The 19,020-nt window shown below is 65.7% G+C and carries 16 protein-coding genes; 2 read left to right on the top strand and 14 right to left on the bottom strand.

Features of this window, described 5'->3' with window-relative positions:
• Positions 1-19: 19 nt before the first annotated feature.
• The 4 genes from ACVCNR_RS11935 to tauA form a co-directional block, all read right to left on the bottom strand.
• Positions 20-409 carry a nuclear transport factor 2 family protein gene (locus tag ACVCNR_RS11935; protein WP_447074957.1) on the bottom strand — a complete coding sequence of 130 codons (390 nt, stop codon included), beginning with the start codon at positions 407-409 and terminating at the stop codon, positions 20-22.
• Between the two features lie 149 nt (positions 410-558).
• Complete coding sequence (locus tag ACVCNR_RS11930; RefSeq protein WP_354194751.1) at positions 559-1,386, bottom strand: ABC transporter permease subunit; 828 nt, start codon at positions 1,384-1,386, stop codon at positions 559-561.
• Complete coding sequence (locus tag ACVCNR_RS11925) at positions 1,379-2,191, bottom strand: taurine ABC transporter ATP-binding protein (RefSeq protein ID WP_354194749.1); 813 nt, start codon at positions 2,189-2,191, stop codon at positions 1,379-1,381. The genes ACVCNR_RS11930 and ACVCNR_RS11925 overlap by 8 nt, the downstream gene beginning before the upstream one ends.
• A 164-nt stretch (positions 2,192-2,355) precedes the next feature.
• Positions 2,356-3,387 (bottom strand): taurine ABC transporter substrate-binding protein, encoded by a 1,032-nt coding sequence (gene tauA, locus ACVCNR_RS11920; RefSeq protein ID WP_354194747.1) that lies wholly within the window; start codon positions 3,385-3,387, stop codon positions 2,356-2,358.
• Between the two features lie 159 nt (positions 3,388-3,546).
• Between tauA and pdxR the strand changes: the two genes are divergently transcribed.
• A complete protein-coding gene (gene pdxR, locus ACVCNR_RS11915) occupies positions 3,547-5,034 on the top strand; it encodes a MocR-like pyridoxine biosynthesis transcription factor PdxR (protein WP_354194745.1) in 1,488 nt (495 codons plus the stop codon).
• Between the two features lie 189 nt (positions 5,035-5,223).
• On the opposite strand, the gene ACVCNR_RS11910 is transcribed toward pdxR, so the two are convergent.
• From ACVCNR_RS11910 to ACVCNR_RS11900, 3 genes are read right to left on the bottom strand one after another with little or no spacing between them, the layout of a single operon-like run.
• Entirely contained in the window at positions 5,224-6,933 is a 1,710-nt protein-coding gene (locus ACVCNR_RS11910; RefSeq protein ID WP_354194743.1) for an acetyl/propionyl/methylcrotonyl-CoA carboxylase subunit alpha, read from the bottom strand.
• 4 nt (positions 6,934-6,937) lie between these two features.
• Positions 6,938-8,548 (bottom strand): 5-oxoprolinase subunit B/C family protein, encoded by a 1,611-nt coding sequence (locus ACVCNR_RS11905; protein WP_354194741.1) that lies wholly within the window; start codon positions 8,546-8,548, stop codon positions 6,938-6,940.
• Positions 8,541-9,311, bottom strand: coding sequence for a LamB/YcsF family protein (locus ACVCNR_RS11900; protein ID WP_447074954.1), 771 nt, complete (start codon positions 9,309-9,311; stop codon positions 8,541-8,543). The genes ACVCNR_RS11905 and ACVCNR_RS11900 overlap by 8 nt, the downstream gene beginning before the upstream one ends.
• Positions 9,312-9,448: 137 nt before the next feature.
• Between ACVCNR_RS11900 and ACVCNR_RS11895 the strand changes: the two genes are divergently transcribed.
• Positions 9,449-10,120 (top strand): GntR family transcriptional regulator, encoded by a 672-nt coding sequence (locus tag ACVCNR_RS11895; protein ID WP_354194737.1) that lies wholly within the window; start codon positions 9,449-9,451, stop codon positions 10,118-10,120.
• Positions 10,121-10,141: 21 nt separating this feature from the next.
• Here ACVCNR_RS11895 and ACVCNR_RS11890 read toward each other — a convergent pair whose 3' ends face one another.
• From ACVCNR_RS11890 to ACVCNR_RS11860, 7 genes are all read right to left on the bottom strand, one after another.
• On the bottom strand, positions 10,142-11,275 hold the full coding sequence (locus tag ACVCNR_RS11890; protein WP_354194735.1) for a M24 family metallopeptidase: 1,134 nt from the start codon (positions 11,273-11,275) through the stop codon (positions 10,142-10,144).
• The gene (locus tag ACVCNR_RS11885) at positions 11,268-12,497 is read right to left on the bottom strand and encodes a M20 family metallopeptidase (RefSeq protein WP_447074952.1); all 1,230 of its coding nucleotides are present in this window, start codon (positions 12,495-12,497) and stop codon (positions 11,268-11,270) included. Before ACVCNR_RS11885 ends, ACVCNR_RS11890 begins: the two co-directional genes overlap by 8 nt.
• Positions 12,498-12,535: 38 nt before the next feature.
• Positions 12,536-14,173, bottom strand: coding sequence for a dipeptide ABC transporter ATP-binding protein (locus tag ACVCNR_RS11880; protein WP_354194731.1), 1,638 nt, complete (start codon positions 14,171-14,173; stop codon positions 12,536-12,538).
• A gap of 9 nt (positions 14,174-14,182) precedes the next feature.
• Positions 14,183-15,007, bottom strand: a complete 825-nt coding sequence (locus ACVCNR_RS11875; RefSeq protein WP_354194729.1) for an ABC transporter permease — start codon at positions 15,005-15,007, stop codon at positions 14,183-14,185.
• Positions 15,000-15,947 carry an ABC transporter permease gene (locus ACVCNR_RS11870; protein ID WP_447074950.1) on the bottom strand — a complete coding sequence of 316 codons (948 nt, stop codon included), beginning with the start codon at positions 15,945-15,947 and terminating at the stop codon, positions 15,000-15,002. The genes ACVCNR_RS11875 and ACVCNR_RS11870 overlap by 8 nt, the downstream gene beginning before the upstream one ends.
• Positions 15,948-16,010: 63 nt before the next feature.
• Positions 16,011-17,525 carry an ABC transporter substrate-binding protein gene (locus ACVCNR_RS11865; protein WP_447075685.1) on the bottom strand — a complete coding sequence of 505 codons (1,515 nt, stop codon included), beginning with the start codon at positions 17,523-17,525 and terminating at the stop codon, positions 16,011-16,013.
• Positions 17,526-17,594: 69 nt separating this feature from the next.
• Entirely contained in the window at positions 17,595-18,899 is a 1,305-nt protein-coding gene (locus ACVCNR_RS11860; RefSeq protein WP_447074949.1) for a M20 family metallopeptidase, read from the bottom strand.
• Between the last annotated feature and the right edge of the window lie 121 nt (positions 18,900-19,020).

Here is a 19,020-nt window from a genome sequence, read left to right as displayed (position 1 = left end):
CCGTCGCGGACGGTCATTGTCACGCCTCGATCAGAGGCCGGTTCTTGCGGAAGGCCTGCTTCCTGACGATCTTGCCGTCGCGGAGCGTGAACAGGTCACAGCCCTCCGCCTCGACGCGGGTGCCGTCGGCGTTGGTGCCGGTGAACGTCCATTCCGAAACCGCCCTGTCGCCATGCACGAAGTGGCTGTGATGGTCCCAGCGGGCGTCCTTCATGGCGCCCCAGACGCCCGAGAATGCCGCGGCAATGGCCTGCGTGCCCTCGATGCGGGTGCCCCAGGCTTCGGAGCCGCCGATGGTGTTGAACACGCAGTCGGGTGCGAACCAGGCCATCACCCCATCGATGTCGTGCCGGTTGAAGGCATCGAACAATGCTGCAAGATCGGCTGCGGTGAGTTGCGATGTCGTCATGTCCAGGTCTTTCCTTCTGCTCGGCGCGCGGCAGGGTGCACGCCAGGGTTCGGGCGCAGCAGTACGCCCGCGCTTCAATGGTCGTTGGGGATGCCGTCCGTGTGCCGTCTAGGGCGGCGGCGGAGTGAAAGGTCGTATAAGCCGTACCATCACACGCGTCCCTTCCAGGGAATGAAGACCTTCTCGAGGTAGCGGATGAGCAGGTCGAAGGCGAAGGCGAACACGCCGATCACGATGATGCCCATGATGACGGTGTCGCTGGCCAGATATTCGGCGGCGTTGAGGACCATGAAGCCGAGGCCGCGGCTGGCGGCGACCATTTCGGCCGCGACCAGCGTGGTCCAGCCAACGCCGATGCCGATGCGCATGCCGGTGAAGATTTCCGGCAGCGCCGCCTTCATGATGACCTGCGAGATCACCTGCATGCGGCTGGCGCCCATGGCGTAGGCGGCGTGGATCTGCTCGGTCGACACCGAACGGACGCCGGCGCGGGCGGCGATCGCCATCGGCGCGAAGATCGCCAGGAAGATCAGGAAGACCTTCGGGAACTCGCCGATGCCCAGCCAGATGATGACCAGCGGCAGATAGGCCAGCGGCGGCAGCGGGCGATAGAACTCGATGATCGGATCGAGCAGGCCGCGCACGAAGCGGTTGACGCCCATCAATATGCCGATCGGGATGGCGGTGACGCAGGCCAGCGCGAAGGCGCCGAAGACGCGGCCAAGGCTGGCCAGCGTGTGCTGGATCAGCGTGGAGTTGGCCACGCCGTCCGTCATCGCCAAGATGAACTTGTTGTAGACGGCGATCGGCGAGGGCAGGAACAGGGGCCTGACCCAGCCCATCGACGTCACGAAGAACCACAGCGCGATCAGCACCAGCGCGGTGATGAGGCTGATGTGGCCGCTGTATCCCTCGCCGGGTGCGCCATAGACCTTGCCCGGTTCGGCGGATTTCGCCCTGGACAGCCGCTCAAGCATGGACCAGCTCCGGGTTTCCTGATGCTCGCTCATCGCCATAGATGATCCCCAGTATGGTTTCCCGCATCTCGATGAAGTCGGGACTGGACTTGATTGCGCGCGCATCCCCGCTTTCGAGGAAACGGCGGTTGAAATCGAGTTCGTAGGTGTGGGTGATGCGGCCGGGGCGCGGCGACATCACGATCAGCCGCGAGCCCAGGAACAGCGCCTCCTCCACACTGTGGGTGATGAAGAAGAACATCTTGTGGGTGTGCTGCCACACGCGCAGCAGCAGTTCCTGGATGGTCTCGCGCGTCAGCGCATCGAGCGCGGCCATCGGCTCGTCCATCAGCAGCATGGCCGGGTCGCAGGTCAGCGCCCTTGCGATGCCGACGCGCTGCTGCATGCCGCCCGAAAGCTGGTAGATCATGTGCCGGTGGAAATCCTGCAGCCCGACCAGTTCGAGGTTGCGCACGGCGCGTTCGCGCCTCTGCTCCTTCGGCACGCCCTGCAGCTTCAGGCCGAATTCGGTGTTGTCGATGACGTTGAGCCAGGGCAGCAGCGCATGCTTCTGGAACACCACGCCACGGTCGGCGCCCGGGCCGGTGACGCGGCGTCCGCCCAGTGTGATCTCGCCGGCGGTGGGCGCCATGAAGCCCGCCATCAGGTTGAGCAGCGTGGTCTTGCCGCATCCGGAAGCGCCGAGCGCCACCACGAAGTCGCCGCTGTTGATCGTCAGGTTGACGCCCTTCAGCGCGATCACCGCCTCATCCGAATGCAGACCCGGATAGGTCAGGTTCACATTGCTGACGTTGAGAGTTTCCATATCTTGCCTTCTCGCGTCCTGTCCGTCGGACATGCGCCGGGGTTACAGGCCCCTGCGAGCCTGTTCGGAGAGCGCCGGCGGCTTGAGCATCGGACCGAAAAGTGGAATCGGTTTTCGGGATGTTCCGATGCTCGATCAAATGCCGCCGGCCGGCATTTCAACTGTTACTTCGCAGCCGCCGTCGCGAAATCCGCATTCACGAAGCCGCTGTAGTCTTCCAGCGCATGGTCGATCTGCTTCTGTTCGACCAGGAATTTAGCACTTTCCGTGAAAGCACGCACCGCTCCGCTTTCGCCGCCGCCGCCGAGCCAGACATTGGACGCCTGCTCCTCGACGGTCGGGAAGGCCAGCAATTGCAGCGCCTCGACCACATCCTCGGGCGAGCCGCCGATCATCTTCACCATGCCCTGCACCTCGGGCGAATCCGCCGTCCAGTTGGCACCGTTCTTGGCATAGTCGGCATAGGCGTCGGCCAGAACCTTGGTGAAGGCGTTCATGAATTCGGGATTGTCGGCCGCGAACTTCTTGTCCACGACGATGCCGTCGAAGGTCGGGACGCTCTCCTTGCCGATGACCTCGGAGTCGGAGATGACCTTGCCGCTCTTGAGAATTTCCGACAGCGCCGGCGGCCAGACATAGGCGGCGTCGATGTCACCACGCTGCCAGGCGGCGACGATCTGCGGCGGCTTCATGTTGAGGATGTTGACCTCGCGCGGATCGATGTTCCAGACCTTCTCCATGCCGACGAGAAGATGGAAGTGCGAGGTCGACACGAACGGCACGCCGACCTTCTTGCCCTTGAGGTCCTCGGGCTTCTCGATGCCGGAGCCCTCGCGCGCGACGAGCGCCTCGGACTTGCCGATATTGTCGAGGATCCAGAAGAGCTGCATGTCGACGCCGCGGGTGGCCGCAGCCGCCGCGCCCGTCGAGCCGATGACGCCGATCGGCACGTTGCCCGAGGCAAGCGCGGTGGAAATGTCGCCGGCGGAGGAGAACTGCCTCCAGTCGACCGTATAGCCGGTGTCCTTGAGCGCCGCATCGAACCGGCCGTCGGCGATGGCGCTGACGAACGGACCCACGATCTGCTGATAGCCGACGACGATCGTCGTCTGCGCGAGGGCCGTTCCGGCATAGAATACCGAGGCGGCAAAAGCGGCGACGCGTGTAAATCTCTTCAGTGCCTGAAATGATTTCATCGTTTTTCTCCCATTGGAATCTGCGGAACCCGTATCCGCCCCCAGCCGCGACCTTCCTGCGGTCATTCTTCTGGATTAGCTGACGCTAAGGGAGGAATGCGACTTGCCTTATATCCAATCTGGAACTTCAATGAGTCCAGTTACGCAAAGGCATGATGTGTGAGCCAGCAAATCGTTTCCGAGGCCATTTTTTTCGTCGACCGGGCGAACCGCGCCGGCCTGCAAAGCCAGATTCGCGAGACGCTGGTGTCGGCCATACTGGCGGGCCGCCTGGTGCCGGGCGCGCGGCTGCCTTCGACGCGCAAGCTGGCCGACTACCTCAACATCTCGCGCATCACGGTGACGCTGGCCTATCAGGAACTGGCCTCCCAGGGCTATCTGGAGGCCAAAGGGCGCAGCGCCTATCTCGTCGCCGGTACCACGCCGCAGACGGACTTCGCAGCCCGCGAGCACCGGGACGACAGGAGCGAGGTGAACTGGCAAAACAAGATCAAGGCCAGCTTCTCGATCGCCAAGTCGATCCGCAAGCCGCTGGACTGGAGCCGCTTCCCGTTCCCCTTCCTCTACGGCCAGATGGACCCGACGCTGTTCGATCTTTCCGCCTGGCGCGACTGCGCGCGGCGCGCGCTGTCACGCGAGGATTTCGAGCTGATGGCCGGCGACTTCGCCGCCGCCGACGACATCCAGCTCGTCAACTACATCTGCACCCGCTCGCTGCCCAGCCGCGGCATCAAGGCCTCTCCCGACGAGATACTGGTCACCGTGGGGGCGCAGAACGCGCTATGGCTGATCATCCAGCTCATGCTCAAGCAGGGTTCGAGCGCCGTGTGCGAGAACCCCTGCCACCCCGATCTCAGCGCCGCGCTGCAACTGAGCGGCGCGCAGGTCACCGCCGTCGAGGTCGACGAGGGCGGGTTACCGCCGAACCGGCTGCCGGGAAAGACCGACGTGGTGTTCGTGACGCCGAGCCACCACGCGCCCACCGCCGCCACCATGCCCATGCAGCGCCGGCTCGACCTCCTGGCCGAGGCGGAGCGGCGCGACTTCATCATCGTGGAAGACGACTACGAGTTCGAAATGAGCTTCCTGAAGCCGCCCTCCCCCGCCCTGAAGTCGCTCGACCGCAACGGGCGCGTGCTCTATGTGGGCAGCTTCTCCAAATCGCTGTTCCCGGGCCTGAGGCTCGGCTATCTCGCCGCCCCTGCCCCGGTGATCCGCGAGGCGCGCGCGCTGCGCGCCCTGATGCTGCGGCATCCGCCGGGCCATCTGCAGCGCACGGTGTCCTATTTCCTGGCGCTCGGCCATTACGACGCGGTCATCCGCCGCATGCGCATCGAATACCAGAAGCGCCATGAGGTGATGGCGGCCGCGCTGGCGCATGAGGGCTTCGACATCGCCGGCGCCTCCGATTTCGGCGGCACCGCCTTCTGGATCAGGGGGCCGGAGGGGATGGATGCCGACCGGCTGATGAGCGAATTGCGGCAGGACGGCGTGCTGATCGAAACCGGCTCGCCCTTCTTCCCCGATCTCGACGGCCCGTGCCGCTTCTTCCGCATGGGCTATTCATCGATCCCCAGCAACCGCATCGTGGAAGGCGTGGCGCGCACGGCCAGGCGTATCGACCAGCTCATGCGCCCGCGCGGCTAGAGCATTTCAGGTTTTGCCGGAAACGGCGCCTTACCCTTGAAGCTGCCCCTCACCCTTACCCTCTCCCCCGCAAGCAGGGAGAGGGGGTCACCAGCGTTGCAAACGGCTTCCTTCTCCCCGCCTGCGGGGAGAAGGTCCCGGCAGGGGGATGAGGGGCGAGTCCACCTGAACCGGAATTGCTCTAGAACCTTACCCGACGACGGCCAGTTCCGCCCCGAGTTCGACCAGGGCGCCGGGCTGCGCCTGCAAGGATATCCGGCCGGATTTCGGGGCGCTGATGCGGGTTTCCATCTTCATCGCTTCGAGGACGGCTACCACGTCGCCCTCCGCGACCTCGTCGCCATCGGCGACCAGCCACTTCTGAAGCGTGCCGGGGACCGGGGCGGTGATTGCGCCCGCCCTTGCGCGGGGCTGGGCCGCCGGCGCTGCTTCGGGCACATTCACGCTTGCCAGCAGCGCGGAGGGAAGGCCCAGGCGGTATCGCTTGCCGTCGATCTCGACAAAGCTTCGGACAAGGCCGCTCTCCACCGGTTCAACCCGCGCTTCCGCCGGCAGTTCGCCGAACTCGGTTTCGATCCAGTTGGTGAACACGCCAAAACCATCCGGCGCGGTAAAGGCCGGATGCTCCGCCACGGCGCGGTGGAACGGCAGGACCGAGGCCACGCCTTCGATGCGGAACTCGGCCAGGGCGCGCCGGGCGCGGACAAGGGCCTGTTCGCGCGTCGGCCCGGACACGATGAGCTTGGCCATCAAGCTGTCGTAGATGGCGGGAATTTCGGAGCCTGCCTCGACGCCGCTGTCGAGGCGCACCCCCGGCCCGGACGGCGGCCGGAAGCGGGTGACGCGGCCCGGCGTCGGCAGGAAGCCGCGGCCCGGGTCTTCCGCGTTGATGCGGAATTCGAAGGCATGACCGCGCGGCGCCGGCGTCTCGCCCACCGACAGGGGCAGGCCGTCGGCGATGCGCAATTGCTCGACCACGATGTCGACGCCGGTGGTTTCCTCGGTGACGGGATGCTCGACCTGAAGCCGGGTGTTGACCTCGAGGAAGGAGATCACCCCGTCCTGCGACAGCAGGAACTCCACCGTGCCGGCGCTGGTGTATCCCGCGCCGGCGCAGATCGCCCGGGCGGCGTCGTGGATGCGCTGGCGCTGGTCCCCGGTGAGGAAGGGCGCGGGCGCCTCCTCGACCAGCTTCTGGTTACGCCGCTGGAGCGAACAGTCGCGCGTGCCCAGAACGACGATGTTGCCGTGGGTGTCGGCGATGATCTGCGCCTCGATATGGCGCGGCTTTTGCAGGAACTGCTCGACATAGCATTCGCCCCGGCCGAAAGCCTCGGTCGCCTCGCGCACGGCCGATTCGAACAGCTCGCCCACCTCCTCAAGGCGGTGCGCGACCTTCAGGCCGCGCCCTCCGCCTCCGAAAGCGGCCTTGATCGCCACCGGCAGACCCACCTCGCGGGCGAAGGCCATGGCCTCCGCCGCCGACTCCAGCGGCCCGTCCGAGCCCTTGACCAGCGGCGCGCCGACCTTTTCGGCGATGCGGCGGGCCTCGACCTTGTCGCCCAGCATGGTGATGACCTGCGGGCGCGGCCCGACCCAGCTCAGCCCCGCGTCGACAACCGCCTGCGCGAACTCCGCCCGCTCCGACAGGAAGCCGTAGCCGGGATGGACGGCGTCGGCTCCCGAACGGCGGGCGACATCGAGGAGCTTTTCGATGTCCAGATAGGTCGCGGCCGGCCGGCCGGGCCCGAGGCCATAGGCTTCGTCGGCAAGCCCGGCATGGAGTGAAGCGGCGTCCGCATCGGAATAGACGGCCACTGTCGCCACGCCGTAGTCCTTCGCCGCGCGCATGATGCGGATGGCGATTTCGCCGCGATTGGCGATCAGGAGTTTCTTCATCGGCTCAGGCCTTCCCTTCGGCGGCGGCGACCTTGATCTCCTGCGGATCGAAGGCAGCGACGGGATTGAAACGGATGCGCGCACCGACCGGCACCTGCGCGGCAAGGTCGAGATGATGGCGTGCAACCACGGCGATGACGGGGTAGCCGCCGGTGAGCGGATGATCGGCCAGGAACAGCACCGGCTGGCCGCTGTGCGGCACCTGGATCGCGCCCTTGGCCGTGGCTTCCGAGGCAAGTTCGCCCTGGTCGCGGCGCTGGATCGGGGTCTCGGCGGACAGGCGTATGCCGATGCGGCTGGATTCGGGCGTGACCAGCCAATCCTGCGTGGCCAGGGCGGCCAGCCCGGCCTCGGTGAACCAGTCGGCCCGGGGGCCGGGCACGACATCCACCGTCACCACGTCGCCGACACGAGGCAGGGGCACAGGAAGAGGCGGATCGGGATCGACGGCGCGCGCCGGACGGTTGGCCAGCGGCAGACGGTCACCCGCCTGCAAAGGCGCGGGGCCGATGTGCGAAAGCGTATCCGTGGCGGCGGAACCGAGGGTCAGCGGCGCATCGAAACTGCCGCGCAGGCCCAGGTAGCTGTACATGCCCCGCTCCGGCGTGCCCAGTTCGAGCCGGTCACCGGCATCGAGCGCGAAAGGCCGGGCAAAGGGAGCATGCGTCTCGGAGCCGCCATTAGCGCGGATGGTCAAGGGACACGGCGCGCCGGTGACGGCAAGCGTGACCGGCCTGTCGGCCCGCAAGGCAAAGCCGCCGAACAGAACCTCCACGACAGCCGCGCCGCGCGGATTGCCGAGGCAGCGATTGACCGCCAACGCCGCCCCGCGATCCATCGGCCCCGCCTCGCCGACCCCCTGATCCGCATAGCCGGGCCGGCCCATATCCTGGAACAGCGCCGGCCGGTCGGCACGGGTGACCGACAGGCCCTCGCGTGGCCGTACGGGTTCGGATTTCGGCGCCGGTGCCGGAATAACCAGCCCCGGCCCCTTGGTCACGTTACGGAAGCGGACGCGGTCGCCCGGCACCAGCAGGGCCGCGCGGGGGCGCGAGGTGTCCCACATCTTCACCGACGTCATGCCCAGAAGCTGCCACCCGCCGGGGCTGTCGCCGGGATAGACGCCGCTGAACCTGCCGGCGACGGCGACAGAGCCTGCCGGAATGCGGAGCCGCGGGCTCTTGCGGCGCGGCACCTCGAAGTCCGGGTCGTCGCTCGTCAGATAGGCGAAACCCGGCGCGAAACCGGCAAAGGCCACCGTGTAATCCGCCTCGCTGTGGCGGCGGATCAGTTCCTCGACGCTCCAGCCGAGATGTTCGGCAACCGCGCCCAGGTCCTCGCCATCATATCGCACGGGGATGTCGAAGCTTTCGGCGGCCCGTTCGCTCCGCGCGGGAAGCTTCGTCCGCGCCAGAAGCGCGGTCAGCCGCTTCCTGTCGGTCACCGCCGGATCGAAGCGCAGCATCAACGTCCGTGCCGCCGGAATGATCTCGACGATACCCTCCGGCTCGAGGGCGCGCAGATGATCGAGCAGTCTCAGCGTCGGTTCGAGGCCGCGCAGTTCGATCAGGATGCTGTCGCTGCCCGAAGGCAGGATGCGCAGGCGCTCAACCATGGGAAGTTGCGAACGGCACCAGCGACACGCCCTGGGAAGCGAGCTGCGCGCGCAGCACCCGGGCGATCTCGACCGAGGCCGGCGTATCGCCGTGGATGCAGATCGACTGCGCATCGAGGGCGATTTCGCTTCCGTCCACGGCAACGATCGTTCCGTCCGTCACCAGCTTCAGCATCCTTGCCGCGACCTCGGCCGGATCATGCACAACGGCGCCCGGCAGCCGGCGGTCCACCAGGCTCCCATCGGCATTGTAGGCCCGGTCGGCGAAGGCCTCGCAGACCACGGCCAGCCCTGCGGAGCGGGCCTGTTCCACGAACGGCGCGCCGGCCAGCGCCAGCACGACCAGCCCGGGATCGACGGCCCGGATGGCCTCGATCACGTCGGCGCCCTGCCGGGCGTCATGGGCGATGGTGTTGTAGAGCGCGCCATGCGGCTTCACGTAGCGCACTTTCGTGCCTGCCACATGCGCCAGCGCCTGAAGCGCGCCGATCTGGTAGATGGTGTCGCCGACCAGTTCAGCGCTGGAGGGGTTCATGTTGCGGCGGCCGAAGCCGACGAGGTCACGGTAGCCGACATGCGCGCCGATGCTCACACCGCGCGCAGCGGCCGCGCGCAAGGTGGCCAATATTCCGGCCGGGTCGCCGGCATGGAAGCCGCAAGCGATGTTGGCGCTGGTGACGATGTCGAGCATCGCCGCGTCGTCGCCCATCCGCCACGGGCCGAAGCTCTCGCCCAGATCGCTGTTCAGGTCGATATGCGCCATGTTCTCGCCGCTCCTCGTCAGCACCCTGTATTGTTGAGTACCATAATATAGATTGTTCAACAATATTAAATGAGGTGCATGACACTGGATTTTGACCCCGACAGGCTGCATGAAAAGGGGCCGGCACGAGGAGAAAGATGGACACCGACCTGAACAGGGATGCCCCTTCGGAGCGCTCGCTGGCCATGCGGGTGGCCACGCAGATGCGCGACCTGCTGATCGCCGGCGATTTCGCTCCCGGCGAGAAGCTTTCCGAGCACCAGATCGCGACGCGCTTCGACATCTCCCGCAACACGCTGCGCGAGGTTTTCCGCCTGGTGACGAGCGAGGGACTGCTCGAACACGTGCCCAACCGCGGCGTCTTCGTCGTGTCCCCGGACGAGGCGGCGATCCTCGATATCTACCGTGTGCGGCGGGTGATCCAGGGCGGCGCCGTCCAGGCCTCGGCGCCCGGACATCCGGCCCTGGCGCAGATGCGCGGCTGCGTCGCGCGGGCGCAAGCGGCCCGCGAACAAGGCGACTGGCAATTGGTGGGCACCGAGAACATGGCCTTCCATGGCGCCATGGTCGGGCTGTGCGACAGCACACGGCTCTCCGCCTATTTCGCCCGCCTGCTTGCCGAATTGCGGCTGGTGTTTCGCCAGATGGAGGATTCGGCCTTCCTGCACGAACCCTACATCCGGCTGAACGCCGAACTGGTCGCCTTGCTGGAGGCGGGAGACATAGCCGCCGCCAGCACCGCGCTCGACGCCTATCTGCTGAAATCCGAACGCTCCATCCTCGGCGCCTTCCTGCGCGACCGCGGTTGAAGGCGTTCAGCGGCTGGCAGGCTATTCCCCAGCAACCAGCAGGCGGCGAGGCGTCCTGGTCAGGCGCCGCCCGCCCTCGCGGGTGACCACTACGGTCTCCGAGAAGCCCAGCCCCTCGGCTGTCGTATAGACGTGGAACACCATGTTTTCCTCCAGCGGCCAGTGCTGGTCGGGCAGGAAGACACGCGAGAAATCACTGCTCCTCGGCGTGCGGATGTAGAGGCCCAGCGTATAGGCGCTGACATTGGTGTATTCGGCGCGGAGGCCGGCATCGAGCACGCCCTGCCGCACGATCCTGTCGACGTCGGAAGCCGGAACGCCGGGCTTCATCGCGGCGATCTGCGCATCCTGGAGCCGGATCAATTCCCGCGCGACCTCCCGCTGGCGGTCCGAAGGCTGTCCGATCAGGATCGGGCGCATCATCCGGGCTCCGTAATGTGCGACCCGGGGGATCAGTTCGACATGCAGGATATCGCCCGCAAGAAGCTCGTCCGAGCGGTAAAGGCCGTGCAGGAATTCATGGCTGCCGCTCGCGCGTACGACAGGCCCGGCTTCACCGGTATCGGCGCCTTCACGCAGGAAGGCCGCAGCCGCGATGGCGGCAGCTTCCCCGGTCGTGAAACCCGGACCGACCGCCGCAGCCGCCACCTTGGCCATGGCGCTGTCGGCTATGGCCGCAGCCTTGGCGATAAGGCCGACCTCGTGATCGGATTTCACCCAGCGCAGGGATTCCGTCGCGCCCATGAGGTTCACGAAACGGAGCTTCGGCAGGGCGGCCGCGAACTCCCGTTCGCGGGCCGGGTTCCAGCTTGTCGAGTTGAAATCCAAGCCTATGCGCGCGGCCCCGAAGCCACGCCTCTCCAGTTCTTCCGCCATAACACGCTCGGGCCTTGCGGTGTCGGTGAAGCCCACCACGTCGGCGATCCAGCCGCCCTCGCGGCAGGGCGCCTCGTCCAGCGCGCGCAGGACGAACCAGGGGGCCCCGTCGCGCGGCAGGAAGATGGCGCGGTACATGGTCTCCGACACCGTATAGCCCGACAGCCAGGCGAGGCTTTCGCCACTGTCGAGAATCATCAGGTCGCAGCCTTCCTGCGCCATCAAGGCGCGGGCGCGATCCACCCGCCAAGCATATTCGCCGGGAATGGCGTCAGGCATTGTCGTCCACGCCGCAGATCTCGAGGATGGTGAGCATGTACACCTTGATCATGTCGATGTAGTCGACGATATCGACGCGCTCGTCGGGCATGGTGTTGTAGCGGCCGCCGCAACCGCACACGATGCCTTCCATGCCGCCCAGTTCGTAGAGATGGCCTGCGTCCGAGCCGTAGAAGCGTGTCGGCATGATGGCCCCGGTCGGCTGGGCTTCGCCGCGAACCTCCCTGTAGGCCGTGTTGATCGCCTTGACGATCCTGCTTTCGCGGCTGACTTCAAAGGGCGGCATCAGCGAGATGCCGTTCCTGTCTACTGTCGACAGTTCCGCCTTGAGGCCGGGGAAGGCGGCTTCGAGCGCATCGAGTTCCTTGCGCATGTCGGCCAGCACGCCTTCGCGCGTCTGGCCCGGCGCGTAGCGGGCCGACCCCTTCAGGCGCACGAAATCCGCGACTTGCGGCGGACGCCACTCTTCCAGGTCACGGCCGAGGGCGCCATGGACGACGCCGACATGGCAGCGGTTGACATTGGCGTGGTCGGGGCTCAGAGCCCCCGAGAAGGTCATGGCGTTCAGCCGCGGAATGAGCACGCAGGCGGCGCCGATCGCATCGACGGCCTCCTCCTTCTTCGACAGGTGGCGGGTGTCGCCCGTCAACTCGATGGAGAAGGTGAGCGCCGCCGCATGCATGGTCACGGCCGCCAGGTCGCTCGGCTCGCAATTGACGAAATAATCGGCTTTCAAGCCTTCCTGCAGCAGGGCCTCGGTGCCGACACCGCCCTGCAATTCGCCAACGACGAAGGTCAGGATGACGTCGCCCTTGAGCTTGACGCCGGCTTCCTTGAGCGTCTTGACGGCGCAGAAATAGGCCGCGTCGGAAGCCTTCATGTTGGAGACGCCGATGCCGTAGATGAACTTGTCGTCGACGAGTCCGCCCCAGGGATCCACGGTCCAGCCCTCGGTCACCGGATTGGTGTCGAGATGGCCGTTGAAGATCAGGCTGTTGCCGCCGCCGGTCCCCTTGAACGTCCCGACCGCGTTGGCGCGACCCTTGTCGCCGAAGGGACGAAGCTCGGCATCGATGCCGATCGCCTTCATCTCCTCGACCATGCGGCGCACGAGGACACCCTCGCCCTCGGTCTCCGAATAGGTTTTGTGGCGCACCATCATCGACACAATGTCGAGGCAAGCCTTCTCATCCACGCGTGCAAGCAGCGCCTTTCGGTCCATGTCAGTCTCCTGGAAGCGGGGCGCATGGCCCCTTGATCTCATGCGGTCAGGGTCAGTGAAGCGGGAGGGGTCACGGCAGCCACCAGTTCGCGGGTGTAGGGTGCCCTGTCGGAAGAGGTGATCGCCTGCGTCGGCACCACCTCGACCAGATCGCCGCGATACATGACCGCGATACGGTGGGCGATCTGCCGGACCAGATTGATGTCATGGGTGATGAAGATGTAGGCGACGCCGGTCTGCTGGTGGAGATCCATCAACAGCTCGATCACCGATGCCTGCACCGAGACGTCCAGGGCCGAGGTGATCTCGTCGCAGATCACCAGCCGCGGGCTCGAAAGGAATGCGCGGGCAATCGCGACGCGTTGTTTCTCGCCGCCCGAAAGCTGGTGGGGGAAACGATCGATGTAGCTTGCCGGCAGCCGCACGCGGTCCAGCATCTCCTCGATCTGGCGCTGCACCGGCACCCCTTCCCGGCCTCCATAAAGCTTGAGCGGCCGCACGAGAATTTCCGAGATGCGCTGGCGCGGATTGAGCGAGGCGTCGGGATGCTGGAAAATGATCTGGACTTCGCGGCGATAGGCGCGATCCATGTCGCCAAGCCCGCGTATGGGCCTGCCGTCGAATTCGATCAAGCCGTCGAAGCGGTTGAGACCGGTCATCGCCTTGGCAAGCGTCGACTTGCCGGAGCCGGATTCGCCGACGATGCCGAGCACCTCGCCGGGCTTGATGTCGAGCGTTACGGCACGGTTGCCGATCACGGGCGTGAAATCGCGGCGAAGCAGGCTGTCGAGCAGCGATCTGCGGCCATAGTTCACGCTGACGTCGCGGACCCTGACCAACGGTTCGGCCTGCGGCGGATCGCCCTTCAGCAGCCGCCGGTCAGGCCTCGGCACAGCGCCGATCAGCGCGCGCGTATAGGGGTGCTTGGGTGCGCGGAAGAGAGGTTCGGTTTCGCCTTCCTCGACAATCTCCCCCTTCTGCAGCACCGCCACGCGGCCGGCGGTGCGTGCCACGATGGCCAGATCGTGCGAAATATAGAGCGAGGCCACGCCGGTTTCGGCCTGAAGCTGGGCGAAGAGGTCGAGGATCTGACGAGAGGTGATGACGTCCAGCGCAGTCGTCGGCTCGTCGAAGATGATGAGTTCAGGGTTGCAGGCGAAGGCCGTGGCGATGACGACGCGCTGCTTTTCGCCGCCCGAAACCTCGTGCGGCAGGCGATGCATCATCTCCACCGGGAACTTCAGGCCGACATGGGCCAGCCTTTCCTCGCCGGCCTTCCAGGCCTGCGCACGGCTCAGCCCCTGATGGCGGATCAGCACCTCGGTAAGCTGCTCGCCGAGCTTCAGCGTCGGATTCAGCGAGGTCGAAGGGTCCTGAAAGACCATGCTGATACGGCGGCCGCGCAGATCGGCAAGCTGGCGCGCGGATTGCGAACGCAGGTCGGTGGAACCGAGATGGATCGTTCCGGCGTTCTCGACCGCGTTCGGCGCCAGATAGCGCATGATCGCCGAGGCCATCGAACTCTTGCCGGAACCGGATTCGCCGACGAGGCCGAGAATCTCGCCGCGCCCGATGGTCAGGTTGATGTTCTTGAGCACGCTCAGGCGCTCGGAGCCGACGCGATAGTCGAGCGAATAGTCGCAGACGGAAAGAACGGGTGTCTGGTTTTCGGTCATGCTCGTCTCTCAGGTCCGTGGGTTGAGCGCGTCGCGCAGCCCGTCGCCAAGCAGATTGAAGCCGATGGCGGTGACGGCGATGATCGCGCTCGGCCAGATCAGGATCCACGGGCTTCGATGCAGATATTGCCGGGCTTCCGACACCATCAGACCCCAGTCGGCGGCCGGCGGCTGCGCGCCGAGGCCGAGGAAGCTCAGCGTCGCGAACAGCATCACGGCGAAGGAAACCCGGATGGTCAGTTCGACTACGATGGGGGCGACGACATTGGGCAGCATTTCGCGCAGCACGATGTAGCCGCTGCCCTCGCCGCGCGCGATGGCGGCCGAGACATAATCCTGCTTGCGCACGGTGAGCGCGACGGCACGGGTGATGCGGGCCATGCCCGGCATGAAGGCGACCGCGACCGCCAGAAGCGCATTCGCCCCGCCGGCGCCAAGAAGCGAAACCACCAGCAGCGCCAGCAGCAGTGAGGGGATCGCCATCACGGCATCGATCGTGCGCATGATGAACTCATCCCAGCGCCCGCCCAGATAGGCCGAGGCGGTGCCGACCACGGCTCCCAGCAGCGTGCCGAGCACGGTCGCCAGCAGCGCCATCGTGACGGTAGAGCGGGCACCCGAAAGAATGCGGCTCAGAATATCACGGCCATACTGGTCGGTTCCCAGCAGATACTCCCCGCCCGGCGGCTTATAGCGGGCAAGCGCGGCCATGGCGTCCGGGTCATGCGGTGCGAACCAGCCGCCGGTCACCGCGGCGAAGAGGACGAGCACGACGATGATCGAGCCGAGCAGTCCTTGCGGCGTCATCAGCAGGCGTCGAAGGAAATCAGTCATACTGGATCCTCTTATCGAGCCACGCATACATGAGGTCGGCGGCGAAGTTCACGATGCAGTAGGTGGCCGCCATGATCAGCACGCCGGCCTGGATGACGGGCAGGTCGCGCGCCTGGATCGCCGCCATCAGCGCACGGCCGATGCCGGGTATGGAAAATATCTCCTCGACCACGATGACCCCGCCCAGCAGGTAGCCCACGTCGAGCGCGACGATGGTGATCGTCGGCAGCAGCGCATTGCGCAGGCCGTGGCGAAACAGGATACGCGAGCGGCTGAGGCCCTTGAGATGGGCGGCGCGGATATAGTCGGTGTGCAGGACATCCACGAGCTCCGAGCGCACCATCCGCGAGACGTGGGCGATCATGATGATCGAGACGACGGCGACCGGGAGGACGAGGTGGCGCAGGCCTCCGGCCAGATCCTGGCTCAAGGGGACGTAGCCCGCAGGCGGCAGGATGCCCCACCAGTCGGCGATGAACAGGACCGCCAGCGTCGCCGTCACGAATTCCGGCAGCGCGACGCCGATATAGGACAGGAAGCTGACCAAAAGATCGGTCAGCTTTCCGCGCCGGATCGCGGCAAGGATGCCGGCCGGCAAGGCCAGCACCAACATGAAGGCCAGCGAGAACACAGCCAGCGTGAGCGACGTCCCCAGGGCGGAGAACAGCGCCGGCCCGACCTGCTGGCCGGTGCGCAGGGAGGTTCCGAAGTCGCCCTGGAGGACGCCGCCGATCCAGCGCAGATATTGCAGCCAGACCGGGTCGTTGAGGCCCATGCTGTTGCGCAACGCCTCGAGCGCGTCGGCGGTGGCGTTTTCGCCCAGCATCATCACCGCAGCGTCGGCCGGGAGCACCTGGGTGATCCCGAAGACCAGCAGCGAAACCACCAGCAAGGTATAGAAGATTAGCGCGACGCGCTTGAGAATGTAACTCGCGGACAATGCAGTGTTCCGTTGGTTGTCCCGTCAGCGAGCCCGGCCCCGCAGGGCCGGGCGGCGGCAGGTTCAGGAGGCCCGGGTCGGCGAGTTCGCATCCAGCCATGCAAAGTCGAGGCGGAAGACCGAGGCACGGGGATGGATGGCATAGTCATGCATCCATGCGCGCTTGGCGCCGAGCACGTCGAAGAAGGCGGGGATCAGCGAAGGCACGTCCTCGAACATCAGTTCCTGCGCCTTGGTGTAGATCTCGGTGCGCTTGTCCGCATCGAGAATGCCGCGGGCTTCCTCTATCAGGGCATCGAACTGCTTGTTGTTCCAGCGCGTCTCGTTCCACGCCGCATCCGAAGTGAACAGCAGCTTGAAGATACCGTCCGGCGTCGGCTGCATGTTGTAGAAGCCGATGTAGAAGGCACCCTTGGTCCATACCTGGTCCAGATAGGTAGCATGGGGCATGGTGCGGACATTGATCGTCACCCCGATTTCCTTCGCCATTTCGCGCAGCGCGATGGCGAGCTGGGTGCGGATCGCCGGGCGATCCGATGCGATCAGTTCGGCCTCGAAGCCGTCCGGCATGCCGGCCTCGGCCAGCAGGCGCTTGGCTTCTTCTAGATTGGCCTCGCGCTGCGGCAGGGCCTTGAAGAAGGCGTAGGATTCATTGAGCGGCGTGTCGTTGCCCTTGATGCCGTACCCCTCTGTCATGAAATCGACCATGGCGTCGCGGTCGATGCACAGGGCCAGCGCACGGCGCACGCGCGCATCGTTGAACGGGGCGATATCCGTCCCGAAGTTCACATTGCAGAACTGGCCAGATGCCGCGCGCAACGCATCAATGCCGTCCTCTCCCTCAAGGCGCATGAAATCGTTGGGCTCGACCGTCGCCACGAGATCGATGTCGCCGGCGATCAGCGAGGACACCTGCGCGCCGAGATCGGGGAAGACGCGCAGTTCGACACGGCCCACATGCGGGCGGGCGGGATCGTAATAATCGGGGTTGCGCTCGACGACGACCAGACGGTCGGGCTCATAGGACACCAGCTTGAAGGGGCCCGTGCCATTCGCCTCGAGGCGCAGGCTCTCGAAATTATTGGCGATGACCGAAGCAGGCACGATGCGGGCGTTGTTGTAGGCCAGCGCAACGGGAAGGTCGGCATAGGGTGTCGACAGGATGAATTTCACCGTCAGTGGATCCACTGCCTCGATCTTCTCGATCGGGCCGACATTGTTGCGGGCAGGCGACGCGAAATCCGGATTCAGGATCGCCTCGAAGCTGGCCACCACGTCAGCCGACGTGCAGGCCGCGCCGTCATGGAACTTGAGATTGTCGCGCAGCTTGAAGGTCCATTCGGTCAGCGTCTCGTTGGCATCCCATTCCGTGGCCAGGTCGGGCTCGGCCTGCATGCTCACGCTCAGACGGGTAAGGCCGGAATAGAGCAGTTCGGCAGCCAGATATTCGGGGTTCACCCGGCTCAGCAGCGGATGAAGGACACTCACGGCCTGGTCGATTGCGACACGTAGGGTACCGCCCCTTTCAGGAGCAGCCTGCGCCAGTGCGATATCGGGCGCATAAGCGTTCAGCGCCATCACGGCGGCCGTCGAAAGCAGGAAAGTACGTCGGTTGAGGCTCAAGTTGGTTTCTCCCTAGGTTTGTGCTCAGAGATCCGGGTTCAGCTCTGGTTCGAAGCCCGCCGACAGATAGGTCAGGATGGTTTTCGCCAGGGCGGCCAGATCGTTCCTGGTGGTATGCTCCTCGGCCCCGTGGGCGTTGGACGAAGGGCGGATCAGACCGCCTAGGATGATTTCCTGCGCCACACCGGCCTGCTGAACATAGCCGGAATCCGAGGCGCTTGCCGCGCCCCACTTGCTGAAGTCGCCGGGGGCATAGCCGAACCCTTCCTGTACCGCCCTGATCCAGCGGGGATAATGCGGCCCCTCCGGATCGGCGGTCGGGGTCAGGTGGCCGACAAGGTCGAAGCGCAGCCCGGCGCCTGATGGCGCAGCCGCCTTGATGGCGTTCTCGATTTCCGCCCGCACCTGGACGAAATCCTCCTCCGGCGCATAACGCCGCGACACCTGGAAGACGAAACGATCGGGCACCTGGCCGCCGCAGGTGCCGCCATTGGCGACGGTGATCGATATCTGTGCCGCGAGGGGCGCCGCCCCGGGAGCGGCAGGCAGGGCGGAAATCCGTTTCGAGACCACCGGGCGCAGATCCTGCACCGCCTGCATCATCGGCAGCGCCGCCTCGATCGCGTTGACCCCGCGTCCGGCCCGGTTGCCGTCGGCGGCGTGGACGGCATGTCCTTCCACTGTGACCTGGAGATTGAAACTGCCGAAGCAGCCGCCCCAGATACGTGGCGTGGCCGAGCCATTGAAATTCAGCAGATGTCCGCCGATCTCGCCCTGCTCGGCAAGATAGCGGATGCCGGGGTAAAGGCCGCCCTCTTCGTCGGTGCACAACAGGAACCGCGGGCGATAGGCCAGTTCCAGCCCGGCCTGCCTGGCGCAGCGCACGGCATGAATGGCTGCGGCGATCGCCCCCTTCATGTCGGCGGCGCCAAGTCCGTAGAGAACACCGTCTTCTTCGGTCAGGCGAAAGGGGTTCCGCTTCCAGCCGCGCGCGGCGCAGACCGTATCGACATGGAAATAGAGCGAGCAGACTGGCTTCTCTCCGGCCATATCCGCCACGAGATTGACGCGCGCCCCCGAGGCCGGCCCGCCTTCGACCCTCCAGAGATCTTCGGGAACGACGACGCGGCGGGTCTCGAATCCCAGGGGAGCGAGCATCTCCTCCATGAGCGCGGCGAAGCCATCATAGCCCTCGCCCGGCGGGAACGTCGTGTCGACGGCGAGCATCCGGCCAAGCTCGGCCACGGACGTGTCGAGTCCAGCGTCGACTTGCGCCAACGCTTGCGAATGGACGGCGTCGAACTGGCGCGCTCCGGCTTCGAGGGTCACAGGTCGGTCTCCCAAAAACGACTGTCTCGATATTAAACTATAAACTATATAGAAATAGCAACAGCTTTGTTGAGCGCCATTGGCAGCCCGACGCCGGACGGCTAGACTCGAACCGATTTTT

Source organism: Aquamicrobium terrae (assembly GCF_052978165.1).
This window is presented reverse-complemented; position numbering and strand designations above follow the sequence as displayed.